Origin of the sequence: Micromonospora globbae (assembly GCF_036184225.1) — a bacterium.
Taxonomy (GTDB): domain Bacteria; phylum Actinomycetota; class Actinomycetes; order Mycobacteriales; family Micromonosporaceae; genus Micromonospora; species Micromonospora globbae.
In genome coordinates, this window is the sequence record NZ_CP108084.1 from 3,544,626 (window position 1) to 3,569,833 (window position 25,208).

Genomic DNA, 25,208 nt, shown 5'->3' on the forward strand with positions numbered 1-25,208 from the left:
GCGCCGCGGCGGCGGGGGCCGCGCCGCCGGGCGGCGTGACCCGGCGCCCGCTACCCGACCGCCGGCAGGGGCCGGAAGTGGGCAGGCACCCAGGCGTACCCCTCGTCGGTGCGCCGCAGATGCCCCAGGCCGGGAAACGGGAGATGGGCCGCCGCCACCCACCAGCGGTGGGCGGTGACCAGGTCGAACACCGTGCCTCGCGCGCGTACGGCGAGATCCGGTGCGTTGTCGATCGCGATGGACACCTGCGGGTGCGGCAGCTGGACGGCGTGGCTGTGCACGGTGTCGCCCCAGAAGAGCACCGCCTCGGGACCCTCGCCGAAGAGGTAACCGGTGTGGCCGGCCGTGTGCCCGTGCTGGTCGAGCGCCCGCACGCCGGGCAGCACCTCGGAGGTGTGGAAGGCGTCGAGACGGCCGGTCCGCCGGTACGGGGCGAGGCTCGCCAGGGCCGCCTCGTGGATCTCCCGCTGGACGCCCTCGGCCCGCGCGGCCCGCTGCGGATCGAGCCAGTACGCGACGTCGTCGCGGGCGACGTGAACGGTGGCGCGCGGGTAGACGGCGTCGCCGTCCGCGGTGACGAGGCCACCGGAGTGGTCGGGGTGCAGGTGGGTGATCAGGATGTGCGCGATCTCGTCCGGGGTGACGCCGGCGGCGGACAGGCTGTCGAGCAGGTGGCCGGTGTCCGGCCCCAGGGTGCTGCCGCTGCCGGTGTCGACGAGGACGTGGCGGCCGTCCTCCTCGACGAGGAAGGCGATGACGGCGGTGTACGGGTCCCCGTCCTCGGGGAGGTGGGCGTCGGCGAGACGGGCCCGCACCTGCTCCCGCGGCGCGCCCCGCAGGTCCGCGGCGTGGATGGGAACGTACCCGTCGTACAGGGCGGTGACGAGGCGGTTGCCGATGCGGAACCGCTGGAAGCCGGGCGCCTGGGTCGGCTGGCTGCGCATGGATCGGGGTCCTTCTGTCCGTCGTGCGTATGGGGAGTGGTCAGGAGGTGGTGACGGCGGCCCGGACGAACTCCTCGAGGGTGGTCGTCGTGACGATCGTCCCGGCGGGGCGGCGCATCCGGATGCGTCCGTGCGCCACGTCGAGGGTCATCGCGACCGTGCCGTCGGCCATGTGGTCGGAGAACCCGCCGGCCGTCAACGCCGCGCGGACATCGTCGGCGGTCCGGACCTCGTACCGGGCCGTTCTGCCGACGGCCGCGCCGATGAGCCGGACGGCCTCGGCGAGCGTCCGGTCGGCCGGGCCGGTCACCTCGACCGGACCGGGCACGAACGGACGTACGCCGCGCAGGAACTCCGCCGCCACCCGCCCGATGTCCGAGGTGGCGACCATCGGGAGGGGAAGGTCGGGCGGCAGGAGCCCGCCCGTGGCGCCGGTGGCCCGGATCGCGGCGATGTCGGGGAGCAGGTTCTCCATGAACCAGCCGGCCCGCAGGTGGACCGCCGGTACGCCGGTGGCGTCGATGGCCCGCTCCAGGCGCTCCAGGCCCCACACCGGGCCGCTGGCCCCGGGATGGTTGGCCGCCCACCCGCTGAGCGTCACCACCCGCCGCAGACGCCCGTGCCGATACGCGTTACGGACGGCCTGTGCCTGCGCGGCGATCGCCGCCCGCTGGTACGCCTGGAAGTCCGGGCTGTCGGGGATGAAGCCCGGCGCCAGCATCACGAACGCGCCGGTGGCGTCGGCGACGGCCGCGGTGAGGCGCTCCTCGTCGTCGAGCGGGCTGACGTGCGTCCGGGCGCCGCGCTCGGCGTACGGGTGCAGGCGCTCGCGGTCGCGCCCCACGGCCAGGACCGGAGCCCCGTGGTCGAGCAGGGCCCGCACCACGGCGGACCCGGTGGCGCTGGTGGCCGCCGTCACCGCGAAGAGGTCCCGCTCCGGGGAGGCGTCCTGCTCCGGGGAGCGTCGTTCACGAAGGTCGGGGTGCGGATGGGTGAGGTTCATGCCCCCAACTGTGAAACCGCCTCGGACGCCCAACCAGACAACGCCGTGGATACCCAGGCGGGTGGACGGTAGGACCGGGCGGCGCGGAGGTTCCGTGCCCGATCGCGGCGTTCGTGCCGTGGCCGGAACGTCCGCTCGGTGGGTATCCCCGGCATGGGTAGGCACGGCTGCGGACTCCTCACCACACTGGGGGATGTGACTGGAAGCTGGTCGTCCGCGACGGAACTCGGCGCGTTCCTGCGTAGCCGGCGCGCCGCGCTCACCCCCGAGGAGACCGGTGTGCCCGTGTACGGGCAGCGCCGGGTGCCCGGCCTGCGGCGTGAGGAACTCGCGCAGCTCGCCGGCATCAGCGTCACCTACTACACCCGCCTGGAGCAGGGCGAGAGCCATCAGATCTCGGACTCGGTCCTGGACTCGCTGGCACGCGTGCTCAGGCTCACGCCGGACGAGCGCGCCTACCTGCGGGGCCTGGCCCGGCCGACGCGAGGTGCCCGGCGCGACGGCGAGCCGGAGCGCGTACGCCCCGGCGTGCGGGCCCTCGTCGACGCGGCGGCCGGCCAGGCGGCGATCATCGTGGGGCGCCGCGGCGATCTCCTCGGGGGGAACCGGCTCGGCTACGCCCTCTGGGGGCTGCCCGCGCCGGACCCGGAATCCGGCGAGCCCCCGGTGAACATCGCGCGGATCACGTTCCTCGATCCGTCGTCCCGGGACCTCTTTCCAGACTGGGAGAGGCAGGCACGTGACATCACCGCCTACCTGCGTTTCACGGCGGCCCGTCACCCGGACGACCCCGAACTGCACGCGCTCATCGGCGAGTTGAGCGTCCGCAGCACGGACTTCGCCCGGATCTGGGCCGAGCACCCGGTCAGCGACTGCGTCCACTCCGTACGGGAGTACCGCCATCCCCAGGTCGGCAGCATGATCCTCGACGAGGAGATCGTCCGGCTGACCGACGACCCCGGCATGCGGATCATCTTCAGCGGCGCGCCGGAGGGCACCGAGTCGGCGGAACGGCTCCGCCTCCTCGGCACCCTCGCCTGAGAACCGGCACGGGCAATCCGGACCCGCACCGCCGGGAGCCCTACTCCCGCCGGGCGTCCTTGACGAACACGATCCCGTCGATGCCGCCCAGGTGTTCCGGGTCCAGCGGGGAGTAGCCGTACCAGGGGGAGACGCGGGTGGCGGGCGGCGCGTCGCCGAGGCCGGCGGCCAGCCGGCGGGGGTCGACGACGTACCGGTCCCCGGGGAGCGCGTACAGCAGCCCCTCGACCGTGTCCGGGGGTGGCGTGTCCACTCCCTGGTGGCGGATCGTGCCGACGGCCGTGGCGAGGAAGGCGTAGCCCTGGCCGAGGTGCGCGCTGACGATCGCGCCGGCGCTCCACCATTCCAGCGGCGTGCCGCCCATCCGCATCGTGCTCCTGTTCCGCTGGAGATGGCCGTTGTGGGCACTCACCAGCGTCGGACCGCGTTCGGCGAGGGCGAGCAGGTTGGCGGCCATCATCGAGTCCCGCGCGCTGGTCAGTCGCGCCAGGCGGCGGGGTGACGGGTCAGCCATCCAGTGGTGGTAGCGCAGCAGGCCCACGGCAGTGCGCCCGTACAGGCGAGCGCGGTCCCACTCCTCCCGCGTGGACGCCGCCACCAGGTGGGGCGTCTGCGCGTCGAGCAGGGCCACCAGGTCGTCGGCGAGCAGTCGCAACCGGTCGGCCTCGGGCGTGCGCCCCACGGACCGGGACGGGTCCATCATGGCGGCGGGATCGGTCCACCGGTCGTCGGCACCGAGCAGGCGGTCGAGTGTCTCCGCCGGGCACGGAAGCAGGTCCGGGTCGACCCGGGCGGCGAGGTAGCCGTGGAGCGCGGTGAGGGCCGCCCGGGGGCTCGCGGCCGCGGTGATCTCCAGCGGGCCGTCGAAACCGGCGAAGCGGACCTGCTCGGACGCGGGCCGGCCGTCGTTGTACGCGCGCATCCAGCGCACCAGCTCGCGGTTGCCGGGGAAGGCGCCCCACCCGTGGCTGAAGCCACGTTCCATGGCCTCGTCGAGGGTGCCGGCGCCCGAGGTGACGTGGTCGTCGACGACCAGGCCCATCAGGCAGTCGCTCTCGATCGCGATCGTCCGGTAGCCCTCCTGCTCGACGAGCTGCCGGAAGAGATCGTTGCGCAGGTCGAGCAGGTCGGCCTCGCCATGGGTCGGCTCGCCCAACGCGAGCAGCCGCGGCGTGACGGGGAGCAGCCCCAGGACGGTGGAGGCGTCGACGACAGGGACGGCGGCGGTGGTGGCAGCAGTCATACTGTGAACCGTATCGTTGAACCTTCGAGTGAAGGTTGGGTGCGATACCGCGCGGGTGGACGGTCGGAAACCCTCAACACGGTGGACGGCCGAAGTGAGTTGTCCGGCGTCGGCACGGCCGGCGGTGACCGTCGGGACGGCGGCCGGCGGATCGGGGCGGACACGCCGGGCCCGACGGCCTACGCGCGATCCGACGTGGCGGTGCCGTCCGAGGTCGTCTCGCTCTTCGTGTAGAGGATCTCGCGGGCCTGCTCGGCCGCGCGGAGGATGCTCTCGCCGACGAAGTCGACGAAGCGGGCGATGTTCTCGAGGCGGGCGGCGGCCGGGGTGTCGGGGCCGAGGATGCCGACGCCCTGCCGCGCGGTCTCGGCGAGCTGGGCGTTGGACTGGGCGGCGGCGATCATCGACTGGTACCAGACGTCGTCGTCGACGACGTAGCGCTCGCGGCGCCGGTCGTCGCGTTCGCGGCGGACGAGGCCCTGGCTCTCCAGGAACGCGATGGCCTTCGAGATGGAGGCCGGGCTCACCTGGAGGCGCTGGACGAGTTCGGACGCGGTGAGGCTGCCCGCGTCGGTGGTGTAGAGGCACGTGAGCACCCCGGCCATCATCCGGGGCAGGCCCGACTGCATGAGGAGGGTGGTGAACCTCTCCTCGTACTCGCGCACGGCCTCCGGGTCGCGTCCGTGGGCCGGCGGGAGCGCCTGTGGCCCCCGGGGAGCCGCCCGCCTGCGCTGGCGGGCGCGGCGTTCGGTGGCGCGATGGGCCAGGTCGGGACGGTAGGCGGTGGGGCCGCCGTTGCGCATCACCTCGCGGGTGACCGTCGAGGTGGGGCGGTCGAGGCGTCGGGCGATCTCGGCGTACGCGAGCCCGTCGGTCAGCCCCAGGGCGATCTGCTGGCGTTCCTGCTGGGTGAGCCTGCCGCCCGGCATCGCGGCCTCCTTCACGCGTCGTCGACCTGCCCACGATAGCGTTCACTTCTCATCCATTGCAACGGCACGGCCGATGATCGTTGCGTTGATATCAGAGCCGTTGCAACGAAAAGTAGCCTCTCACCTGCCGTTATAGGAAATTAGCGCAACATCTATTTTGCCTAGTTAGTGAACGCAACGTAGCGTTTCCGGCGTCAGAAACAAGCAGACGCAGGAAGAGGACACCATGCAGACGTTCGACACCCCCACCCCGATCTCCGCCGTTCTCGACATCCCCGCCGGACGCGTCCAGTTCATCGCCGCCGACCGGTCCGACACCACGGTCGAGGTCCTGGCCGCGGACGCCTCGAAGAGCCGTGACGTGAAGGTGGCGGAGCAGACCACTGTCGAGTACGGCGACGGCGTCCTGCGGATCGAGGCGTCGGCGAGGAACCAGTTCCTCGGCGCCTCCGGGTCCATCGAGGTGACCGTCCAGCTGCCCGCCGGTTCACAGGTGGCGGTGAAGGCGGCCAGCGCCGAGTTCCGGGGCGTCGGACGCCTCGGCGACGTCACCTTCGACGGCTCGCACGGCGCGATCAAGCTCGACGAGGCGGCGAGCGTCCGCCTCACCACCGCCGCCGGCGACGTCTCCGTCGGCCGCCTCACCGGCCCCGGCGAGATCACCACCGCGAAGGGCGACATCCGGATCGCCGAGGCGCTGCGCGGCGCCCTCGTGCTGCGCACCCAGTCCGGCGACGTGTCGGTCGGCGCGGCGCGCGGGGTCTCCGCCTCCCTGGACGCCGGCACCACCTACGGCCGCATCGAGAACGCGCTCCGGAACACCGGAGACGGCGTGGACCTCACCATCCACGCGACCACCGCCCAGGGCGACATCGCCGCCCGCAGCCTCTGAGCGGCCTCCCGGGCCTGACCCGGCGCGGGCGCCGGTCGCCACACCTCGCGAGGCGGCCGGCGCCCTCCCCAGACCTCACCACCCCGTGGCGCACCGTGCCCACGCCTCGACACCGAGAAGGACGTCCCTCATGAGCACCACCGAGAACTACCAGGCCGCCGAACGACTCCTCCGCCGGTCCGCCCGCCCCGGCGAACTCGTCGTCGGCGACCGGGTCCGACCACAGTGGATCGACGGCGGCGCCCGCTTCTGGTACGCGGTGCACACCGGCGCCGGCAGGCGGTTCGTGCTGGTCGACCCGGCGGCGGGCACCCGCGCGCCGGCCTTCGACCACGCCCGGCTCGCCGCCGCGCTCGCCACCGCCTCCGGCCAGCACGTCGACCCCGAGGCGTTGCCGTTCATCGCCATCGCGCCGCTCGGGAACGCCGTCGAGTTCGACGCCTACGGCGCGCACTGGCGCTGCCGCCTGGACAGCTACGTCTGCGAACCGGCCGAGTCCGCGCCGCCGGGCAACCCGCTGGACGTGCCGTCGCCGGACGGGACGGTCGCGGTCTCGCAGCGGGGGTACGACCTGTGGGCGCGAACGCCTGCCGACGGCCGCGAGTGGCCGCTGACCACCGACGGCGCGCCCGCCCACCGGTACGGGACCGGCCCGGAGTGCACGGGCAACGCCACCCTGCTGCGCAAGTTCGGCCTCCCGCACCTGCCGCCCGCCGTGGCCTGGTCGCCCGACTCGACGAGGGTGCTCACGCACCGGACCGACGAGCGCCACGTCCGGCAGACCCACCTCGTGGAGGCCCGGCCCACCGACGGCGGCCCGCCCCAGCTCCACACCCAGCGGTACGCCTACCCGGGCGACGAGAACGTGCCGCAGGCCGAGTTGGTCGTGCTGGACGTCGCGGCGGGCAGGGTGGTCCGCGCGCAGGCCGAGCCGCTGCTCATGCCGCACGTGTCGCCGGTGATGAGCCGGTGGGCCTGGTGGGCGCCGGACGGCTCGGCGGCCTACTACCTCAGCCAGCCCCGCGACCGGCGCACGCTGACCCTACACCGCCTCGACCCGGAGACCGGCGAGGTCACCACGGTGCTCAGCGAGACCGGGCCCACCCGTGTCGAGCCCAACCAGTGGATGTACGAGCCGCCGATCGTGCGGGTGCTCGCCGACGAGGTGCTGTGGTACTCGCAGCGGGACGGCTGGGGCCACCTGTACCGGTACGACCTGCGCACCGGCGCGCTGCTCGGGCGGGTCACCTCCGGCCCGTGGGCGGTGCGGCAGATCCTGCACGTCGACGAGGCGCGGCGAGTCGTGTACTTCACCGCCTCCGGGCTGGTCGACGAGGATCCGTACCGCCGCACCGTGTGCCGGGTCGGCCTGGACGGGTCCGGGTTCGCCAGGGTCACCGACGACGACCTGGACCACGTCGTGACGGTGTCGGCGGACGCGACGTACGTCGTCGACTCGGCCTCCACCGTCGACCAGCCGCCCGTGACCCGCGTACGGGACTGGACCGGACGGGTGCTGGTCGAGCTGGAGCGCGCCGACGTCAGCAGACTCACCGCCACCGGCTGGACCCCGCCGGAACGGTTCCGCGTCAAGGCGGCCGACGGGGTGACGGACATCTACGGGGTGCTGTACCGGCCACGGGGGTTCGACCCCGCCCGGCGGTACCCGGTGGTGGACACCCTCTACCCCGGCCCGCAGGTCAACCGGGTCGCCCCGTGCTTCGACCCGGGTGGGATGGGTCTCGACGCGGAACCGCTCGCGGCGTTGGGCTTCGTCGTGGTCGCACTGGACGGGCGGGGCACCCCGGGACGGAGCAAGTCCTTCCACGACGCCTCGTATGGCCACCTGGCCGACGCGGGCGGCCTCGCCGACCATGTCGCCGCGCTGCGGCAGCTGGCCCGGACCCGGCCGTGGATGGACCTGGACCGCGTCGGCGCGTTCGGCCACTCCGGGGGCGGGTTCGCCGCCGTGCGGGCGATGCTGGACTTCCCCGACGTGTACCGGACGGGAGTGGCCCTGTCCGGCTCGCACGACGCCCCCTGCTTCAACCTGGGCTTCGTGGAGGCCTACGACGGCGCGGACAACCCGGACGCCTGGGCCCGTACCTCGAACGTGGCCATCGCGGACCGGTTGGCGGGCCGGCTGCTGCTCGTCCACGGCGGGATGGACGACCAGGTCCACCCGGACCACACGCTGCGGCTCGCCGATCGGCTCGTCGCCGCCGGCAAGGACGTCGACCTGCTCATCGTCCCCGGCGCCGAGCACACGTTCATCGACTGCCTGGCCTACGTCCGCACGCGCTGCTGGGACTTCCTGGTACGCGAGCTGACGGGCACGCCGCCACCCGCGTACCGGCCGGCGCCCATCGCCATCGACCCCGAACTGCTCGGCGAGCTGTTCGCCTGAGCCGTACGTCACGACCGGTCCGGGGCAGCCGACGCGCATCCACCCACCCCGGCAAAAAAGTTCGGCGGGCGATGTCGAGAACCGGTGGCCGGCTCCGTCCCCGGAGTGGACGTGACCAGAATGGGTCACACCAGCATCGAGGAGACGCACGATGGCCAAGTACCTGCTGCTCAAGCACTACCGGGGCGCTCCGGCCGCCGTGAACGACGTGCCCATGGACCGGTGGACGCCGGAGGAGATCTCCGCGCACGTGACGTACATGAACGACTTCGCGGCCCGGCTCCAGGAGACCGGCGAGTTCGTCGACGCTCAGGCGCTCGCCCCCGAGGGGACGTTCGTCCGGTACGACGGTGAGGGGCGCCCGCCGGTCACCGACGGCCCGTTCGCGGAGACCAAGGACCTCATCGCCGGCTGGATGGTGATCGACGTCGACAGCTACGAGCGCGCCGTCGAGCTGGCCGGCGAGCTGTCGGCCGCCCCGGGGGCGGGTGGGAAGCCGATCCACGAGTGGCTCGAGCTGCGGCCGTTCCTGACCGAGCCGCCCACCATCACGGAGTGACCTGATGGACGAGGCCCTGCTCCGGAGCCTCACGCCGACCGTGCTCGGTGTCCTCGTCCGCCGCGGAGCCGACTTCGTGGCGGCCGAGGACGCCGTGCAGGACGCACTGGTCGAGGCGATCCGGGTCTGGCCGGCCGACCCGCCCCGGGACCCGAAGGGGTGGCTGGTCACCGTGGCCTGGCGGAAGTTCCTCGACGCGACCCGGGCCGACGCAGCCCGCCGCCGGCGGGAGAACCTCGTCGACGAGGAGCCGCCGCCCGGGCCCGCGCCCGCGGTCGACGACACACTCCAGCTCTACTTCCTGTGCGCCCACCCGTCGCTGACGCCGTCGTCCGCGGTGGCGCTCACGCTGCGCGCCGTCGGCGGGCTGACCACCCGCCAGATCGCCCAGGCCTACCTCGTGCCCGAGGCCACCATGGCGCAGCGCATCAGCCGGGCCAAGCGCACCGTCGCCGGTGTGCGGTTCGCGCAGCCCGGCGACGTCGCCACCGTGCTGCGCGTCCTCTACCTGGTCTTCAACGAGGGCTACTCCGGCGACGTCGACCTCGCGGCCGAGGCCATCCGGCTCACCCGGCAGCTCGCGGCCGCGATCGACCATCCGGAGGTGGCGGGGCTGCTCGCCCTCATGCTGCTCCACCACGCCCGGCGCGCCGCCCGGACGGCGCCCGACGGCCGCCTGGTGCCGCTCGCCGAGCAGGACCGCAGCCGGTGGGACACGGCCCTCATCGCCGAGGGCATCGAGATCCTTCAGGCGGCCCTCGCCCGCGACCGGCTGGGCGAGTTCCAGGCCCAGGCCGCCATCGCGGCGCTGCACGCCGACGCACCCACCGCCGACGAGACCGACTGGGTGCAGATCGTCGAGTGGTACGACGAGCTGACCCGCCTGACCGACAGCCCGGTCGTCCGACTCAACCGGGCCGTGGCCGTCGGCGAGGCCGACGGACCGCGTGCCGGGCTCGCGGCGCTCGCGGAACTGGACGACTCGCTGCCCCGCTACGCGGCGGTGGCGGCGTACCTCCACGAACGCGACGGCGACCTGTCCACGGCGGCCCGCCTGTACGCCGAGGCGGCCCACAAGGCCCCGAACCTCGCCGAGCGCGACCACCTGACCCGGCAGGCCGCCCGGATCAACGCCCGGCGGGCCCGGTGACCGGTCGCGAGCCGTCGGTGGGACCCGGCCCCAGGCGCCGACCGTAGCGGGCGCACGGCCGGCCGGACGCCCCCACCCGACCGCCGTGGTCCGGTGGGGGCACGGGTCACTCGCAGAACACCTGCACCTTGGCGTCGGGCTGGTCGACGTCGACGGTGAGGTCGTCGAGTTGCTCGATGAGTTCCTCGATGTGCTGCGGCTTGAGCTGGGTGAGGTCGACGGGCACCCCCGACCTGTGCAGCTCCTCGTTGACCTTGGCGAGCGCCTGCGGCGGGACGAGGCTCGTGAGCCGGACCCCGGCGCGCAGCAACTGGAGCGGGACGCGGACGTTGATCCGGCCCGGCCCGTCGAAGTCGTCCTCCGAGCTGACCACCACACGCAGGTACTTCGGCCGGGGCTTCGGGCGGGGCGCGGCCCCCGGGGACGACACCGGTTGTTCCCGGCCGAGGGCGTCGATCAGCCGCTCGGCCTCGGCCGCGGTGATCCTGCCCTCGGCCAGCATCTCGAGGATCTGGCGGCGCTGCTCGTTCATCGTGCTCTCCCCACTCATCTGATGCTCACCAGCACGGCCGTCCGGCCCTGCTCGATCTCGAATCGGGTGCCGGGCAGCGCGCACAGCAGCTGCCCGGTGCCGCGCAGCGCGCCCACCAGGCTCACCCGGAAGACGAGGCAGGCGACCAGTCCGGCCAGCACGGCGAGCAGCAGCAGCGGTGACAGCACCAGCAGCACCGGCAGGACGGGTACGTACAGCCGCAGCCAGCGGCCGTCGCGACGACGTTGGCGGTACGTGACCAGCTGCGGGATCACCGGGATCGCTCCAGCTCGGCCAGCGCCTCCTGGACGCTGATCTCCCCGCGGCGCAGGCGGTCCACGACGTCGGCGCCGGTGGGCGCCGGATCGGATTCGACGAAGTCGAGGCGTTCGGCGATCCGGTTGAGCCGGGACTTGATCGTCGGGTAGCTCACCCCGAAGATCCGCTCCATCTCCTTGATCGAACCGTGGGACCGCACGAACGCGGCCACGAACACCTGGTCGTCGACGCTGAGCTGCGCCAGCTGCGGCGGCTCGAACTGCCCCTCCACCACGACGCCGCTGCCGGCGAGGCGGACCCGCTCGACCACGAACGGTTGTCCGCGGGTGAGGTCCGTGAGGTCCTGCCAGTCCACGCTCGGCTCCCTTGTTCTCGGCGATTCCCTCGCCGTCATGTGTACCTTGACTTCGTTGATCGGTCAACGCCTAGTCTTTAATTTTTCTGATCTGATCTTGAATTTTCTCAACTTCCCGCTTCGCGCCGCTCGACCCCGCCGCAACCGCCCGCACGACGGCACCCGGCTTCCGCCGTAGGCTGCATCTCGCCCGTGATGGACAGGAGGTCGACGTGTCCGACGCGACGCCGACCGTGGCCGAGGTGATGACCGAGCTGGCCCAGCTCGAGGACGCGCGGACGCGCGAGGTCAACGAGCGGCACGGTGACGACCACGGTGTGAACCTCGGCAAGCTGCGCGCGCTCGCGAAGCGGCTGAAGACGCAGCAGGAGCTCGCACGCCAGCTCTGGCGGACGGGCGACTCCGCGGCGCGGCTCGTGGCGATCCTGATCTGCCGCCCGAAGGCGTTCGGCCGCGACGAGCTGGACGCCATGCTGCGCGAGGCGCGTACACCGAAGGTGCACGACTGGCTCGTGAACTACGTGGTGAAGAAGAGCCCGCACTCCGAGGACCTGCGCGCGGCCTGGTTCGCCGATCCGGATCCGGTGGTCGCGAGCGCCGGCTGGGCGCTGACCACCGAACGCGTGGCGAAGAAGCCCGAGGGTCTCGACCTTCCGGGACTGCTCGACATCATCGAGGCGCGGATGCGCGACGCCCCGGACCGCCTCCAGTGGGCGATGAACCACTGCCTGGCGCAGATCGGCATCGACCACGCCGGGCACCGCGCCCGGGCGATCGACATCGGCGAGCGCCTGGAGGTGCTCAAGGACTACCCCACTCCCCCGGGCTGCACGTCGCCGTTCGCGCCCGTCTGGATCGCCGAGATGGTGCGCCGCCAGCACGACAGGTAGGGGGCACCGCCGCCCAGGGCAGGTCACGCCGACGGACGGGCGACCCGGGCCGACGACGGGAAGGCCGCCGGGGCCGCCGGAACCGCGGCGGTCAGGACGGACGGGCCAGCGCCTCGAGTTGGATCTGCAACGCCAGCCGTGTGCGCGGCGACTCGACGTCGACGGGGACGATCTCGGCGAGGCGGCGCATCCGGTACCGCAGCGTGTTGGGGTGCACGTGCAGTTGGCGGGCGGCCCGCTTCGGGTCGCCCTGCTGCTCGATCCACGCGGCCACGGTCGCCACGTAGTCCGTGCCGTGCTCCCGGTCGTGGGCCACGAGGTCGGGAAGCGGACCGCCGATGAGCAGGTCGTTCCTCGGCACCGCGTTCACGACGCGGCGTACGACCACCTCGGCCCAGGCTTCCTCGAACCGCAGCAGCGGACCTCGCCACCGCGCCGAGCCGTGCAGCGCGAGCAGTTCGGCCGCCTCGGCGCGGGACCGGGGCAGCTCCGCCGGCTCTCGCGCGACACTGCCGGAGGCGGCGCAGAGCCGAGGGTCGTGCCGGGCGATGTCGTGGATCAGCCGGTCCATCCAGAGCCGCGAACCGGGCTGGTCACCGTCGTGGGTGACGACGGCGAACAGGACGTCTCCGACGTCGGCGATCAGCGGTTGGCGCCAGCCGTGCCGGCGGGTGATCGACTCCCACAGCGCCAGGTTGTCCATCATCTCCCCCGTCCCGCCGTGCACACCGAGCGCGACGACCTGCCAGGGGCCCCTGGGGAGGCCGAGTTCCTGGCCCGTCCGGGCCGGCGCGCGCAGAGCCGCCCGCAGCCGGTCGGAGGACACCCGGCGGGCCACGTCGGCCTGGACGCGGAGGCGGAGCAGGTGCAGCGCCAGGACGGACGCGGTGCCCTGGACGTCCCGCAGGCGCTCGACCGGCACCGGGCCCTCGACGACGGCCCAGATCGAGCCGAGCAGCTCCCCTCCAGCGCGGATGGGGATGACGAGTCGGGGCAGCGTCCCGTCCGGGCCCCGCGGCACGAAGATCGGCTCGCTGCCGGTGGTGAGCTTGCGGAAGACGCCGCGGGCCCGGAAGTGGGCGACCACGTCGCCGGGCACGCGTCGCCCGACGATCGTCGACACGCGCGCGGGGTCGGTGCGGTCCTGGCGCGACGAGTACGCGAGGACGCGGGACTGGGCGTCCTCGATCGTGACCGGCGCGTCGACGATGGCGGCCGTCGCGTCGGCGAGGGCGAACAGCTCGTCGTAGACGCCGGCCTCCCCGGTCTCCGGCGGGCCGGGGGCGGCGGCCCTGTCGATCACCCCACGCAGCAGCCAGACGAGCTGGGCCCACGAGCCGTGGCTCTGCAGCTCGACGAGGGCCAGGTTCCGCGCGGCGGCGGCCGCGGTCACCTCGGGCAGCGAGGCCAGCGGGGGCTTGAGGACGAGGCCGGCCGCCGCGGTGTCGGCGCAGCGGTCGATCACGGCACGGGCCTGTTCGGCTGTGGTGACGCCCGCGCCGAGGACGAGGTCGCCGGCCTGGCCGCTCGTCCCCTCGTCGAGTTCGCCGAGGGTCACGTCGCGGACCTCCGCGTCGACGGACACGACGATCTTCAGCAGGGCGGTGCCGACGGCGGCCACCACGCCGGTCACGGTGATCATGACCGAATTGTGCCCGGCCTTGTTCACTGCGGCCAACGGATCGGGGGAACGTTGGCCTCCCCGGACAATGACGTGCCGATGCGGCGGGGCAAGGATTGCCGCAATGTCCGTTCGCTCGAAGGAGAGGACCGTTGTCTGCCATGGAGTCCGCGCCCCAGCACGTCGCGGTGATCGGCGCGGGGATGGTCGGGTTGGCCACCGCCTGGTTCCTGCAGGAGCGCGGGGTGCAGGTCACCGTGCTCGACCGTACGGGTGTGGCCGCCGGTGCCTCGTGGGGTAACGCGGGCTGGCTCACGCCCGGCATCACGACCCCCCTGCCGGAGCCGGCGGTGCTCCGCTACGGGCTGCGCGCCGTCCTGAGCCCCTCGTCGCCGGTCTACGTGCCGCCGCGCGCGGATGCCCGGCTGCTGCGGTTCCTGCTGGGCTTCACCCGCCACAGCACCGCCTCGAAGTGGCGGACCGCGATGCAGGCCTACATCCCGATGAACCGGCGCGCGTTCGAGGCGTTCGACGCGCTGGCGGCCGGCGGGATCGCGTCCATGACGCACGAGGCGAAGTCGTTCATCGCGGCGTACCGGACGGAGGCCGAACGGTCGGTCCTCCTGGACGAGCTGGGGCACATCCACGCCGCCGGGCAGGAGATCGAGTTCGACGTCCTGAGCGGAGCCGAGGCGCGCGAGGTGGAGCCCTCGCTGTCGGACGGCATCGGTGCCGCCATCCGCCTGTACGGTCAGCGGTTCATCAACCCCGGGGAGTACGTCCACGCGCTCGCCGACGCCGTGCGCGCGCGGGGGGCGTCGATCGTCACCGGGGCGGACGTGGTGGACGTCCGCGACGAGGGCGCGCGGGTCCGGGTGGTGACCTCTGCCGGCGCGGACGACCGCTACGACGCGGTGGTGCTGGCGACCGGCACCTGGCTGGGCGAACTGGCCCGGCGTTTCGGCGTCCGCACGGTCGTGCAGGCCGGCCGCGGCTACAGCTTCAGCGTCGCCATCGAGCACGTCCCGTCCGGTCCGGTCTACTTCCCCGCGCAGCGCGTCGCCTGCACGCCGCTGGGAGACCGCCTGCGGGTCGCCGGGATGATGGAGTTCCGCCGGGCCGACGCGCCGCTGGACCGTCGCCGCATCATGGCCATCGCCGACGCCGCGCGTCCGCTGCTGCGCGGCGCCGACCTCGACGCGCGCGTCGACGAGTGGGTCGGCGCGCGACCCTGCACCCCCGACGGCCTGCCGCTGATCGGGCGGACGGCGTCGCCGCGCGTCTTCGCCGCCGGCGGCCACGGCATGTGGGGCATCACCCTCGGCCCGCTCACCGGGAAGCTGCTGGCCGAGCAGATCACCGGCGGCGGGCAGCCGGAGGAGCTCACGCCCTTCGACCCGCTGCGCTGACCGCCGCACCGCCCCCGCCGCCACCCCGAGCTCGGAGGCTACGGGAGGTGGGCACGAGCAGGTGACGGCCGGGGTGCCGCTGGGCGGCACCCCGGCCTCCGCCGGCACCACCGCCGGGCGCGCGGGCCGAGCGGGTCGACCGGCGGCGTACGCGTCCTGTTGACCCTGGATACGCGGCGGCGATGACGCCGCGGGCGGCGACGCTTGCGTACCGTCGATGCCGTGGACCGGCTGGCGGCGTGGTGGGCGGCGCGTACCCGCGGCGGAGTGCGTGCGGTGCTGGCCGTCGACGGTTCGCTCGCGCTGGTGCTGGGCGCGCTGGCGGCGCTCGGTGCGTGGGACGCGGCCGGCGACCGGGGGATGCGCCTCGGAGTCGCCGGTGTCGCGCTCGTCGGCGTGGCGGCTGCCGGGCTGGTGGTACGGCGGGTGTGGCCGCTGGCCGCGCTCGGGCTGTCGCTGGCCGCGACCCTCGCCTACCTGGCGCTCGGCTATCCCTACAGTCCCATCCTCCAACTGGCCTCGGTGGCCGCCTACACGGTCGGCGCCTGGTGCCCGAAGCGGGTCTCGCTGACCGCCGTGGCCGCCGCCGTCGCCGTCTACCTGCCCGTCGCGTGGTCCAGCGGCGGCACCCCCTGGCCGGCATTCGGGGTGGGACCGCTGGCCGTGGTGTGGCTGGTCGTGCCGTGGTCGGTGGGGACGGCGGTGCGCGCGTACCGCCGGGTGCGGGCGCGGGCCGCGGACGCCGAGCGGCGCGAGCACGTCTACCAGGAACGGCTGCGGATCGCGCAGGAGGTGCACGACGTGGTCGGCCACAGCCTGGCGGTGATCAACATGCAGGCGGGGGTGGCGTTGCACGTGTTGGAGCGGCGACCGCAGCGCGCGGCCCAGGCGCTGCGAGCCGTGCGGCAGACCAGCGCCCAGGCGCTGGAGGAGCTGCGGGCCGCGCTCGCGCCGTTGGCGGAGCCGGACGGGCGGAGCGGGGCCGAGCCGGATCGGCGGCCGGTGGCGGACCTCGCGCGGGTACCGGAGCTGGTCGAGGCGGTGAACCAGGGCAGGCTGCGGGTGACGCTCGTCGTGGAGGGCCACCGGCGGGTGCTTCCGGCCGCGGTGGAGCTGGCCGGGTACCGGATCGTGCAGGAGTCGTTGACCAACGTGGTGCGGCATGCCGAGGCCGACCGCGCCACCGTCCGGCTGGCCTACGGCGACGACGCTCTCCGCGTGACGGTGAGCGACGACGGGCGGGGCCCCGCGACGGGGGACGGCGCGGGACGAGGGTTGGTCGGGATGCGGGAACGCGCGGCCGCGGTGGGCGGCACCTTCGCCGCCGGTGCGGGCGCCGACGGTGGTTTCGAGGTACGCGCGGTGCTTCCGGTGACGAGGGCGGGGGGTGCCCCATCGACGGGCGGGTGATCCGGCTGGTGGTCGTGGACGACCAACCGCTGGTCCGGATGGGGTTGCGGATGCTCGTCGAGGACGAGCCCGACATCGCGCTGGTCGGCGCGGCGGCCGATGGCGTCCAGGGGTTGGCCGTGGTGCGGGAGCAGCGGCCCGACGTGGTGCTCATGGACATCCGGATGCCGGTGCTGGACGGCATCGAGGCGCTGCGTCGGGTGGTCGCCGATCCCGAGCTGGCCGGCACGCGGGTGATCATGCTGACCAGCTTCGACGTCGACGACCACGTCTTCGACGCGCTTCGCGCCGGTGCCTCCGGTTTCCTGCTCAAGAGCGCGGAGCCGGTGGAGATGCTGCACGCGGTGCGGGTGGTCGCCGCCGGGGAGGCGCTGCTGTCTCCGGCGGTGACCCGCCGGGTGATAGCCCGGTTCGCCGGGCCGCCCGTCGGTCGGGGTGGGCCCCGGCCGCCGCTGTCGGTGCTGACCGAGCGGGAGCGTGAGGTGGTGGGCTGGGTGGCGGCCGGGCTGTCCAACGACCAGATCGCCGAGCGTCTGGTGCTCAGCCCGGCCACGGTCCGTACCCATCTCAGCCGGGCGATGGCGAAGTTGGACGCGCGGGACCGGGCACAACTGGTGGTCTTCGCGTACCAGGGCGGGCTGCCGATTCCCGACTGAGCCGGCCCGGCCACCAGATCCGGGGGCCCAGGTCGATCGCCAGGGCGGGCACCAGGAGGGCGCGGACGACGAACGCGTCCACCGCGACGCCGAGCGCGACCAGCAGGCCGAGCTGGATGTTCAGCACCACCGGCGTGATGGTCAGGACCAGGAAGGTGGCGGCCAGCACGACCCCGGCGCTGGTGATCACTCCCCCGGTGACGGTCAGGGCGTGCAACACCCCGTTGCGGTGGCCGCGCGGGCCGACCTCCTGGCGTGCCCTGGCCATGAGGAAGATCGTGTAGTCGACGCCGAGGGCCACCAGGAACAGGAAACCGAGGGTGAGCACGGACTGGTCGGTGCGCGGGAACCCGAGCGCGTGGAACAGCAGCCCGGCGACGCCGAGTGCCGCGGCGGCCGACAGCAGGGTGCAGCCGAGCAGCAGCACCGGTGCGAGCACCGCCCGCAGCAGCAGGCCCAGCATCAGCGCGACCACCGCGAGGATGACCGGCACGATGACCATGAGGTCCCGGTTCATCGCCCGGTTCTGGTCCAGCAGTGTCGCGGCCGGACCGCCGATCACCGCGTCGCCGTCGGAGGCGCCCACCCGGGCGCGGAGCCGTTCGACGGTCTCCTGGGCGGGCGCGCTGGCCGGTGGCGCGTCGAACACCACGGGAATCCGGACCCACGCGCCGGAGCCGGATCGTTCGGCCGGCCGCACCTCGGCCACCCCGGGCGTCTGCCGTGCCGTCGCCGCCACGTCCTCGGCCGTCCGGGGCGACGTGTAGATCATCGCGGGTGTGGCCGTGCCGGCGGGAAAGTGCGCGGCGAGCAGTTCCTGGCCCCGCACCGAGTCCGGCTTTCGCGTGAAGTTGTCGGCCCCGGCGAGGCCACCGACCCGCAGGACGGACAGCCCGGCGCTCGCCGTGACGAGCACCAGCGCGGCCAGCGCCCAGACCCGACGGGGCCGGCGCGACACCAGCGCGGCGATCCGCTGCCACACCGGGTGGTCGGGTTCGTGCGCGCCGCCGCCGTCCGGGCGGGGCACCCTCGGCCAGAACACCCACCGCCCGAGCACCACCAGCATCGCCGGCAGGAGCGTGGTCATCGCGAGCAGAGCGGCGACCACGGCCACGGCCATGACCGGCCCCAGCCCGCGGGTGGAGTTCATCTCGGCCACCAGCAGCGCCAGTGCGGCGAGGACCATGGTCGCGGCGGAGGCCCCGACCGCGGGGGTGATGCCGCGCAGTGCCAGCGCCATGGCGGTGTGCCGGTCCGGATGCCGTCGCAGTTCGTCGCGGTAGCGGGCGATCAGCAGCAGCGCGTAGTCGGTGCCCAGGCCGAACACCAGCACGATCACGAGGATGGAACCGGACCCGGAGACCAGCGCCCCGGCCCGGCCGGCCAGGTAGGTGCCGCCCTGGGCGACCACCGTCCCGGCGAGCACGCAGACGAGCGGGACGAGCGGCAGCACCGGACTGCGGTACGTGACCAGCAGGAGAACCGCCACGACGACGATCGTGGCCAGCGTCAGCCCGCCGTCGACCTGACCGTTCGCCCGCGCCGAGTCGGCCCGCGAGGCGGCCGGCCCGGTCACCTTCGCCGTCAGACCGTCCGGCAGCCCGTCGTCGACCGCCGCCCGCGCGCGGTCCACCACCTCCTCGACCTCGCCGCTGTCCAGCCGCGTGCCGGCCACCGGCACCGTCAGGGTCACGGCCCGGCGGTCGGCGGACTCCACCGGGGCGGGCACCGGGCCGTCGCCGAGGCCGGTCAGGTCGTCACGGTCCCGGTCCACCGCGGCACGGTCCCGCTCGGTGAGGCCGCCGTCCCGGACGTAGACGACGACCAACGGGACCGTGTCGGCGAACTCCCGCTCGGCCAACTCGGCGGCCCGGGTCGATCCGGCGCCCGACGGCATCCAGTTCGTCTCGTCGTTGTCCTGCACGTCGCCGACCAGACCGGCCAGCCAGCCGAACACCCCGAGGGCGACCAGCCAGGCCGTCAGCACCAGCCACTTGCTCCGCCGGCCCGCCGGAAACCCCACCACCGTCTGCCAGGTGCGCACCGCCGCTCCTCACTCGCGCCGCCATGACGATCGGCACCCACGGTCCGTCAGGGCTGCGGTCGCGCGCGTCGTCGCCCGGGCGTCACCGTCCGGCACGTCGTGTGGCGCACCCGGTGTACGCACCGTGCGTACCCCGGGCGACGCGGTCGCCGCCGGCCGCGGGCGAGCCTCTCGGCATGGCGCGCCTGGTAGCGGGAAACCGCCCGTTGTGTCCGCCGTGCACGAGCCACGCCCCCGGGCCGCACTGCCCGGCAGCCTGGTGCTGCCCGGCCGGAGAGCGGAGATCCCGTCCGGCGCCGCCACCCTGCCGGGTCGACCGCGGGCCTGGGGCCCGACCACCGCCGGGGTGGGCCGGCGGGACCGGCCGCGACCACCGCTGCGGGCGCGGGCCCGGGCGGGCGCCGGTGAGCCGGCGGGCCGGTGAGCGCTGTCGGTTTCCTCACGAGCCTGGTGGCGCGCTACGGCTACCTGGGCCTCGCGCTGCTGGTCGGGGTGGAGAGCTTCGGCGTCCCCGCTCCGGGCGAGACGGCGATCATCCTCGGCGCCGGATACGCCGCCCGCGGCCAACTCGCCGTCGTCGGGGTCGCGGTGACCGCGTTCGTGGCCGCGGTGAGCGGGGACAGCATCGCGTACCTGATCGGTCGCACCGGCGGGCGGCGGGTCGTCCTGCGGTACGGCCGCTTCGTAGGGCTGACTCGGGAGCGGTTCACACGGTTGGAGGCGGTGATGAACCGCCACGGTCCGAAGATCGTGGCGGCCGCCCGCTTCGTCGAGGGCCTGCGGCAGTTCAACGGGTTCATCGCCGGCGCCACCGGCATGCCGTGGCGACGGTTCGTCCTCTACAACGCCGCCGGCGCCGCCGCGTGGGTCGCCGTGTGGGTCACCGTCGGCTATCTCGCCGGGAACCACGTCCAGGCCATCGTGGCGGATGTGCACCGCTTCCAGTGGTACGTGCTCGCCGCCGCGGTCGTCGGCGTGCTCGCCACCGTCGCGTGGCGCCTGACCCGCAGGCGCAGGCGTTCCTGACCGCCGGCGGCCTGGCGGGCTACCGCCGGGTGCCAGCGCCTGCCGGGATCTCGGGGATGGCGGGTCCGTGTCGCCGGCGACTGCGCCGGACGACGACGACGCCGGCCACCACCACGGCGGCGAGGCCGAGCGGCACCCACAGCATGGGGTGGGCCCACGCCTGGCCGGGCAGCTGCCGGACGAGCACGAACACACCCATCACCACGACGAACCACCCGAACGCCATGCGCAACGCGTCCTCGGGAATCCGGCCGGCGAGCCGGCCACCGAGCAGGCTGCCGATCACGGCGGCGATGCTGACGGCGGCGGCCAGACCCCAGTCGATGCCGACACCGGAGAGGTGTCCGGCGAGACCGGCGAAGGACTTCATCGCGATGACGACCAGTGAGGTGCCGACGGCGACGGGCATCGGCATTCCGCCGAGCAGGGCCAGCGCGGGCACCACGAGGAAGCCGCCACCGGCGCCGACCAGGCCGGTGACCAGGCCGACCACGACGCCGTCGAGGGCGACCCGCAGGACGGGAAGCTCGTGCGGCGCCGGCCGGGGCTCCGCGGGGCGCCGGCCGCGGATCATCGCGGTGGCGGTGGCCAGCATCATCACGGCGAACCCCGTCAGCAGCACCCCGGCCGGTACGAACACGGCCACGCGACCGCCGGCGTAGGCGCCGGCCATGCCGGCGACGCCGAACAGCAGCCCGGTGCGCCACCGGACGCGCCCCGCCCGCGCGTACGGCAGGACGCCGACGGCGCTGGTGACGCCGACGACGAGCAGCGAGGTGGCGATGGCCTCCTTGGCGGGCAGGCCGGCGACGTAGACCAGCAGCGGCACGGCCAGGATCGAACCGCCGCCGCCGAGGAGGCCGAGGCTGATCCCGACCAGCACGGCCAGCCCGGCGGCCAGGGCGAAGCTGCCGGTCATGCCGGTTGCCCGGACGCCGGCTCCCGCCGCAGTCGGCCCACGACGGTCTCCAGGTCGCACGTCGCGCCGCGGTTGTAGGGGAGCTTGCCGAGCAGCATGCCCATCGCGCAGGTGTTGGTCAGGGCGGCGACGGTGAGTCCGGCGCCGACGAAGCCGGCGACCCACTTCAGGCCGGGTACGAACACCGAGGCGACGACGCTGGCCAGGACGATGGAGCCGGCGACCAGGCGGACCTGGCGCTCCAGGTCCCAGCGGGGTCTGCCGTGGGCGATCGGCGCGTCGGCCGCCTGCCAGGCCATGATCCCACCGGTGAGGACCTTCAGGTGAGGCAGGCCCGCGCCGGCGAGCGCCCGTTCGGCCTGGGCCGCGCGGGCGCCGGAACGGCAGACCAGCACGACGTCCTCGTCGAGGTGACGGCGCAGTTCCGCGCGGTGTTCCTTGAGCAGGTCGAGCGGCACGTTGTAGGAGCCGGGGATGTGCGAGGTCTCGAACTCCGCGGGGGTGCGGACGTCGAGCAGGCGGGGTGCCCGCCCGGCGGCGATCAGCTCGCGCAGGGTGGTCGCGTCGAGCGTCGCGGGGCTGGTCGGGTTCGTGGTCAAGGCGCTTCCTCTCGGGGTCGGTGTGGTGCCCGGCGCAGGTCGCCGGTGAGACACGCCGGCATGGGGGCGCGCTGGCGCGCGGCCGACGCCGGCCGGCGCGGCGCGTCAGGCGGTGGCGGGGGCGATCGTCAGGCGGTGGCGGCCATGCGCACGCCGGCCCGCTCGGCGTTGCCGAACAGGTCGTCGATCAGGACGACGTCGCGGCCGGCGTTGGCCAGCAGCGACGCGGCGGCGGTGGCCCGGTACCCGGAGCCGCAGTGCACCCAGACGGTGCCGGCGGGCACGTCGCTGAGGCGGGCGGGCAGGTCGTGCAGCGGGACGTGCACGGCGCCGTCGATGTGGCCGGCGTTCCACTCGTTGGCCATCCGGACGTCGAGGACGACCTGCGGGGCGGGCAGGCCGCCGGGCGTGCCGCCCGCCTGCGCGGCGGCGAGGGTCGGGAAGTCGGCGACGGGCAGTTTCCGCAGGTCGTCCGGACCGGTCGCCCACTGCTCGGGGGTCCCGGTGGCCTGTGCGGCGGGCCGGTCGATGCCGATGCGGGCGAGTTCCCGTTGGGCGTCGGCGACCTGCTCGGGCGTCTCGGCCAGGAGGGTGATCGGCAGGCCCCAGTCGACGAGCCAGCCGAGCCAGGTCGACATGGGCCCGTCGAGGCCGAGGCCGATCGTGCCGGCCAGGTGCGAGGCGGCGTACGCCGTGCGGTGTCGCAGGTCGACCACCCACTCCCCGGCGGCGATCCGCTGCCGCAACTGGCCGGCGTCGGCGCGGGTCACGGGGGTGAGGTCGACGGGGGCCGGCCCCGCGGTGTTGGCCACGCCCATGTGGGCGTAGTAGGCGGGATACGCGCCCAAGCCGGCCAGGGTTTCGGTGACGAACCGGTCTGCGGCCAGCCGCAGCACGGGGTTGGCCTGCTTCTCCCGGCCGATCGTCGATTCGGGGGCGTCGGCCTGGCTGGCCGAGCAGAAGCTGCCGAAACCGTGCGTCGGCCAGACCTGTGCCCCGTCGGGCAGCAGGTCGGCCAGCCGCCTTGCCGAGGCGTGCTGGTGGTGGGCCAGGGTGTGCGCGTGCCGCTGCCCGAGCAGGTCGGTACGGCCCGTCGTGCCGAACAGCAGCGAGCCTCCGGTGAACACGCCGACCGGGGACCAGCCGTCGCCGACGGACTCCTCCAGCACGTACGACAGGTGGTGGAAGGTGTGCCCGGGGGTGGCGACCACCCGCAGCCGCAGCGTGCCGGACAGGCTCACCTCGTCACCGTCGGACACCGGCACCCGGTCGAAGCCCACCTCGTCGGCGGCGGCGACCAGGTACGCCGCGCCGGTGAGCCGGGCCAGGTGCAGGCCGCCGGAGACGTAGTCGTTGTGCAGGTGCGTCTCCGCCACGTGCGTGATCCGTACGCCCGTCTCTCCCGCGAGGTACAGGACCCGGTCGATGTCCCGCTGCGGGTCCACCACCACCGCCACCCTGCCGTCCGTCGCCAGGTAGCTGCGGTCGCCCAGCGACGAGGTCGCAATGACCGACACCTCCCACGCCATCCATCTGCTCCTTTCCTCATCACGCTACATACCCCCGGGGGTATGTAGCGAACAGTCGTCGCCCTTGGTCGACATCGAACACGTGCTCATCCGCCCCGAACGGCGGGCACGCCGTTCGGGGCGTCGAGCGTCAGGCCCGGCGGCTCACGCCAGAGCCAGGAAGAGCTTCTCCAGTTCCTCTTCGGTCATCTCCGGCTGCTCGCCGCGGTCACGGGCGGCCGAGCAGTGCCGCATGCCGGAGGCGATGATCTTGAAGCCTGCCCGGTCGATCGCCTTGGAGACCGCGGCGAGCTGGGTCAACGCCGCACGGCAGTCCTCGCCGTTCTCCATCATCTCGATCACAGCGTTGAGCTGCCCGCGGGCCCGCTTCAGGCGGGTCAGCGCCTCGCCGGTCATCTCGGGACGCATCTTCATCTCGTCAACCTCCGCGTCCACGGTAACACATACCCCCGGGGGTATCCGGAGGAACGATCTCACCGCCGGCGGTCGGTCGACGGCACGGCAGCCACGCCGGATCAACCCGGCTGCGGCAGCCGCCCCGTCTCGGCCACCTTCGCGAAGACGTACGCGCTCGGCTTCGGGTGTCTCGCGAAGCCGGCGTCGCGGTCGACCGCGATGAGCCCGAACCGGGGGCGGTAGCCCTCGCTCCACTCGAAGTTGTCGAACGCCGACCAGTGCAGGTAGCCGCGCACGTCGATCCCCTCCGCCAGCGCCTGGGCGACGGCGGCGAGGTGGGTGAGCAGATAGTCGATCCGTTCGGTGTCGTCCTCGGTGGCGATGCCGTTCTCGGTGACGAACAGGGGAAGGCGGGTCTCGGCGGCGCGGTGCAGCATCTGCCGGAGGCCGTCGGGATGCACGGCCCAGCCCATCTGGGTCGTACGACATCCGGCGGGCGGCTCGGCGAACCGCGTGGGCGATCTCGGGTCCACCCACTGTTTCCGGTAGTACTGGACGCCGAGGAAGTCACCGCGGTCGGGGCCGGTGAGTCCGTCGAGGTGGAGGTCGACGATCTCGTGTCGCATGAGGCGTCGCAACGCGCGGCACTCCTCGTCGTCGAGCGCCGGCACGAGCAGCGGGAGTTGCACAGCGAGGCCGACGAGCGACCGCCGTGACGCGCCGCGTACGGCGCGCACGGCCGCGAAGTGGGCCTCCAGGAGCCGCCGGCCGACCCGTTTCCAGAGAGCCTCGCTGGCGACGCCGGGCGGATGGCAGCCCTCCAGGTAGCCGTGCAGAGCGACCATCTGCGGCTCGTTGACGGTGCACACGTAGGGCATGAGCTCCCCCAGTTCCACGGCCACGTACCGGCAGTAGCGGGCGAACACGGTGAGGGCGTCGGGGGCGAGCCATCCGCCGGCCGCCGCGAACCATCGGGGCAGGGTGAAGTGGTGGAGGGTCACGAAGGCGGTCATGCCGGTCTCGGCGAGCGCGGTCAGCACCCGCCGGTAGTGCGCCGTCGCGGCCCGGCTGAACTCGCCGGGCGCCGGTTCGATCCGGGACCATTCGAGCGACAGCCGGTGCGCGTTGTGACCGAGCGACCTGAGCAGGGCGAAGTCCTCCGCATAGCGGTGATAGTGCTCGATGCCGTCGCCCGACGACCAGCGGGCGGCGGTGCCCGGACGGTGCTCGAAGTCCCACCAGTCGTTGTTGACGTTCCCTCCCTCGACCTGGTGCGCCGAGGTGGCACTGCCCCACAGGAAGCCGGGCGGAAAGTCGACCTGCACGCTGCCTCCCTCGGTCGCTGGGGCCCGGCGTCCGGACGGACGCCGGGCCC

At 73.7% G+C, this 25,208-nt stretch carries 25 protein-coding genes; 11 read left to right on the top strand and 14 right to left on the bottom strand.

Going from position 1 to position 25,208, the window contains the following annotated elements:
• Window positions 1-50: 50 nt before the first annotated feature.
• Both OG994_RS15635 and OG994_RS15640 read right to left on the bottom strand, forming a co-directional pair.
• Window positions 51-944: an MBL fold metallo-hydrolase gene (locus OG994_RS15635; protein ID WP_328850135.1), complete on the bottom strand. Its 894-nt coding sequence runs from the start codon at window positions 942-944 to the stop codon at window positions 51-53.
• A gap of 40 nt (window positions 945-984) precedes the next feature.
• Window positions 985-1,947 (bottom strand): NmrA family NAD(P)-binding protein, encoded by a 963-nt coding sequence (locus OG994_RS15640; RefSeq protein WP_328850136.1) that lies wholly within the window; start codon window positions 1,945-1,947, stop codon window positions 985-987.
• A 195-nt stretch (window positions 1,948-2,142) separates the two neighbouring features.
• Between OG994_RS15640 and OG994_RS15645 the strand changes: the two genes are divergently transcribed.
• On the top strand, window positions 2,143-2,988 hold the full coding sequence (locus tag OG994_RS15645; protein ID WP_328850137.1) for a helix-turn-helix transcriptional regulator: 846 nt from the start codon (window positions 2,143-2,145) through the stop codon (window positions 2,986-2,988).
• A gap of 40 nt (window positions 2,989-3,028) precedes the next feature.
• On the opposite strand, the gene OG994_RS15650 is transcribed toward OG994_RS15645, so the two are convergent.
• On the bottom strand, window positions 3,029-4,231 hold the full coding sequence (locus OG994_RS15650) for an erythromycin esterase family protein (RefSeq protein WP_328850138.1): 1,203 nt from the start codon (window positions 4,229-4,231) through the stop codon (window positions 3,029-3,031).
• A 179-nt stretch (window positions 4,232-4,410) separates the two neighbouring features.
• Complete coding sequence (locus OG994_RS15655; protein ID WP_328850139.1) at window positions 4,411-5,160, bottom strand: GbsR/MarR family transcriptional regulator; 750 nt, start codon at window positions 5,158-5,160, stop codon at window positions 4,411-4,413.
• A gap of 226 nt (window positions 5,161-5,386) precedes the next feature.
• Here OG994_RS15655 and OG994_RS15660 point away from each other — a divergent pair, with 226 nt between their 5' ends.
• The 4 genes from OG994_RS15660 (at window position 5,387) to OG994_RS15675 (ending at window position 10,168) form a co-directional block, all read left to right on the top strand.
• The gene (locus OG994_RS15660) at window positions 5,387-6,052 is read left to right on the top strand and encodes a DUF4097 family beta strand repeat-containing protein (RefSeq protein WP_328850140.1); all 666 of its coding nucleotides are present in this window, start codon (window positions 5,387-5,389) and stop codon (window positions 6,050-6,052) included.
• A 130-nt stretch (window positions 6,053-6,182) separates the two neighbouring features.
• The gene (locus OG994_RS15665) at window positions 6,183-8,459 is read left to right on the top strand and encodes a S9 family peptidase (protein ID WP_328850141.1); all 2,277 of its coding nucleotides are present in this window, start codon (window positions 6,183-6,185) and stop codon (window positions 8,457-8,459) included.
• Window positions 8,460-8,610: 151 nt separating this feature from the next.
• Window positions 8,611-9,018, top strand: a complete 408-nt coding sequence (locus tag OG994_RS15670) for a YciI family protein (RefSeq protein WP_120329524.1) — start codon at window positions 8,611-8,613, stop codon at window positions 9,016-9,018.
• A 4-nt stretch (window positions 9,019-9,022) separates the two neighbouring features.
• Window positions 9,023-10,168, top strand: a complete 1,146-nt coding sequence (locus tag OG994_RS15675; RefSeq protein WP_328850142.1) for an RNA polymerase sigma factor — start codon at window positions 9,023-9,025, stop codon at window positions 10,166-10,168.
• Window positions 10,169-10,274: 106 nt separating this feature from the next.
• Here OG994_RS15675 and OG994_RS15680 read toward each other — a convergent pair whose 3' ends face one another.
• From OG994_RS15680 to OG994_RS15690, 3 genes are read right to left on the bottom strand one after another with little or no spacing between them, the layout of a single operon-like run.
• Entirely contained in the window at window positions 10,275-10,700 is a 426-nt protein-coding gene (locus OG994_RS15680; protein ID WP_328850144.1) for an SHOCT-like domain-containing protein, read from the bottom strand.
• A gap of 14 nt (window positions 10,701-10,714) precedes the next feature.
• On the bottom strand, window positions 10,715-10,975 hold the full coding sequence (locus OG994_RS15685; RefSeq protein ID WP_328850145.1) for a hypothetical protein: 261 nt from the start codon (window positions 10,973-10,975) through the stop codon (window positions 10,715-10,717).
• Complete coding sequence (locus OG994_RS15690) at window positions 10,972-11,334, bottom strand: DUF2089 domain-containing protein (protein WP_120329520.1); 363 nt, start codon at window positions 11,332-11,334, stop codon at window positions 10,972-10,974. The genes OG994_RS15685 and OG994_RS15690 overlap by 4 nt, the downstream gene beginning before the upstream one ends.
• A gap of 245 nt (window positions 11,335-11,579) precedes the next feature.
• Here OG994_RS15690 and OG994_RS15695 point away from each other — a divergent pair, with 245 nt between their 5' ends.
• Window positions 11,580-12,224 carry a DNA alkylation repair protein gene (locus OG994_RS15695; protein ID WP_328853725.1) on the top strand — a complete coding sequence of 215 codons (645 nt, stop codon included), beginning with the start codon at window positions 11,580-11,582 and terminating at the stop codon, window positions 12,222-12,224.
• Window positions 12,225-12,315: 91 nt separating this feature from the next.
• Here the strand turns inward: OG994_RS15695 and OG994_RS15700 are convergent, their stop codons facing one another.
• The gene (locus OG994_RS15700; protein ID WP_328850146.1) at window positions 12,316-13,866 is read right to left on the bottom strand and encodes a PucR family transcriptional regulator; all 1,551 of its coding nucleotides are present in this window, start codon (window positions 13,864-13,866) and stop codon (window positions 12,316-12,318) included.
• 140 nt (window positions 13,867-14,006) lie between these two features.
• Here OG994_RS15700 and OG994_RS15705 point away from each other — a divergent pair, with 140 nt between their 5' ends.
• The 3 genes from OG994_RS15705 to OG994_RS15715 all read left to right on the top strand — a co-directional run bounded on the left by OG994_RS15705 (window position 14,007) and on the right by OG994_RS15715 (window position 17,320).
• Window positions 14,007-15,254, top strand: a complete 1,248-nt coding sequence (locus OG994_RS15705) for an NAD(P)/FAD-dependent oxidoreductase (RefSeq protein ID WP_328853726.1) — start codon at window positions 14,007-14,009, stop codon at window positions 15,252-15,254.
• Between the two features lie 222 nt (window positions 15,255-15,476).
• Window positions 15,477-16,664: a sensor histidine kinase gene (locus OG994_RS15710; protein ID WP_328850147.1), complete on the top strand. Its 1,188-nt coding sequence runs from the start codon at window positions 15,477-15,479 to the stop codon at window positions 16,662-16,664.
• On the top strand, window positions 16,661-17,320 hold the full coding sequence (locus OG994_RS15715; RefSeq protein WP_120329516.1) for a response regulator: 660 nt from the start codon (window positions 16,661-16,663) through the stop codon (window positions 17,318-17,320). The genes OG994_RS15710 and OG994_RS15715 overlap by 4 nt, the downstream gene beginning before the upstream one ends.
• Here the strand turns inward: OG994_RS15715 and OG994_RS15720 are convergent.
• Window positions 17,232-19,364, bottom strand: a complete 2,133-nt coding sequence (locus tag OG994_RS15720; protein WP_328850148.1) for an MMPL family transporter — start codon at window positions 19,362-19,364, stop codon at window positions 17,232-17,234. The genes OG994_RS15715 and OG994_RS15720 overlap by 89 nt on opposite strands.
• 217 nt (window positions 19,365-19,581) lie before the next feature.
• Between OG994_RS15720 and OG994_RS15725 the strand changes: the two genes are divergently transcribed.
• Complete coding sequence (locus OG994_RS15725; protein ID WP_328850149.1) at window positions 19,582-19,788, top strand: hypothetical protein; 207 nt, start codon at window positions 19,582-19,584, stop codon at window positions 19,786-19,788.
• Window positions 19,785-20,390 carry a DedA family protein gene (locus tag OG994_RS15730; RefSeq protein ID WP_328850150.1) on the top strand — a complete coding sequence of 202 codons (606 nt, stop codon included), beginning with the start codon at window positions 19,785-19,787 and terminating at the stop codon, window positions 20,388-20,390. Before OG994_RS15725 ends, OG994_RS15730 begins: the two co-directional genes overlap by 4 nt.
• 19 nt (window positions 20,391-20,409) lie before the next feature.
• Here OG994_RS15730 and OG994_RS15735 read toward each other — a convergent pair whose 3' ends face one another.
• From OG994_RS15735 to OG994_RS15755, 5 genes are all read right to left on the bottom strand, one after another.
• Window positions 20,410-21,309: a sulfite exporter TauE/SafE family protein gene (locus OG994_RS15735; RefSeq protein ID WP_120329512.1), complete on the bottom strand. Its 900-nt coding sequence runs from the start codon at window positions 21,307-21,309 to the stop codon at window positions 20,410-20,412.
• Entirely contained in the window at window positions 21,306-21,908 is a 603-nt protein-coding gene (locus tag OG994_RS15740) for a rhodanese-like domain-containing protein (RefSeq protein WP_328850151.1), read from the bottom strand. Before OG994_RS15740 ends, OG994_RS15735 begins: the two co-directional genes overlap by 4 nt.
• A gap of 128 nt (window positions 21,909-22,036) precedes the next feature.
• Window positions 22,037-23,437: an MBL fold metallo-hydrolase gene (locus tag OG994_RS15745; protein ID WP_328850152.1), complete on the bottom strand. Its 1,401-nt coding sequence runs from the start codon at window positions 23,435-23,437 to the stop codon at window positions 22,037-22,039.
• A 144-nt stretch (window positions 23,438-23,581) separates the two neighbouring features.
• The gene (locus tag OG994_RS15750) at window positions 23,582-23,851 is read right to left on the bottom strand and encodes a metal-sensitive transcriptional regulator (RefSeq protein WP_120329509.1); all 270 of its coding nucleotides are present in this window, start codon (window positions 23,849-23,851) and stop codon (window positions 23,582-23,584) included.
• A gap of 101 nt (window positions 23,852-23,952) precedes the next feature.
• Window positions 23,953-25,158, bottom strand: a complete 1,206-nt coding sequence (locus OG994_RS15755) for a glycoside hydrolase family 1 protein (RefSeq protein ID WP_120329508.1) — start codon at window positions 25,156-25,158, stop codon at window positions 23,953-23,955.
• Window positions 25,159-25,208: the final 50 nt, after the last annotated feature.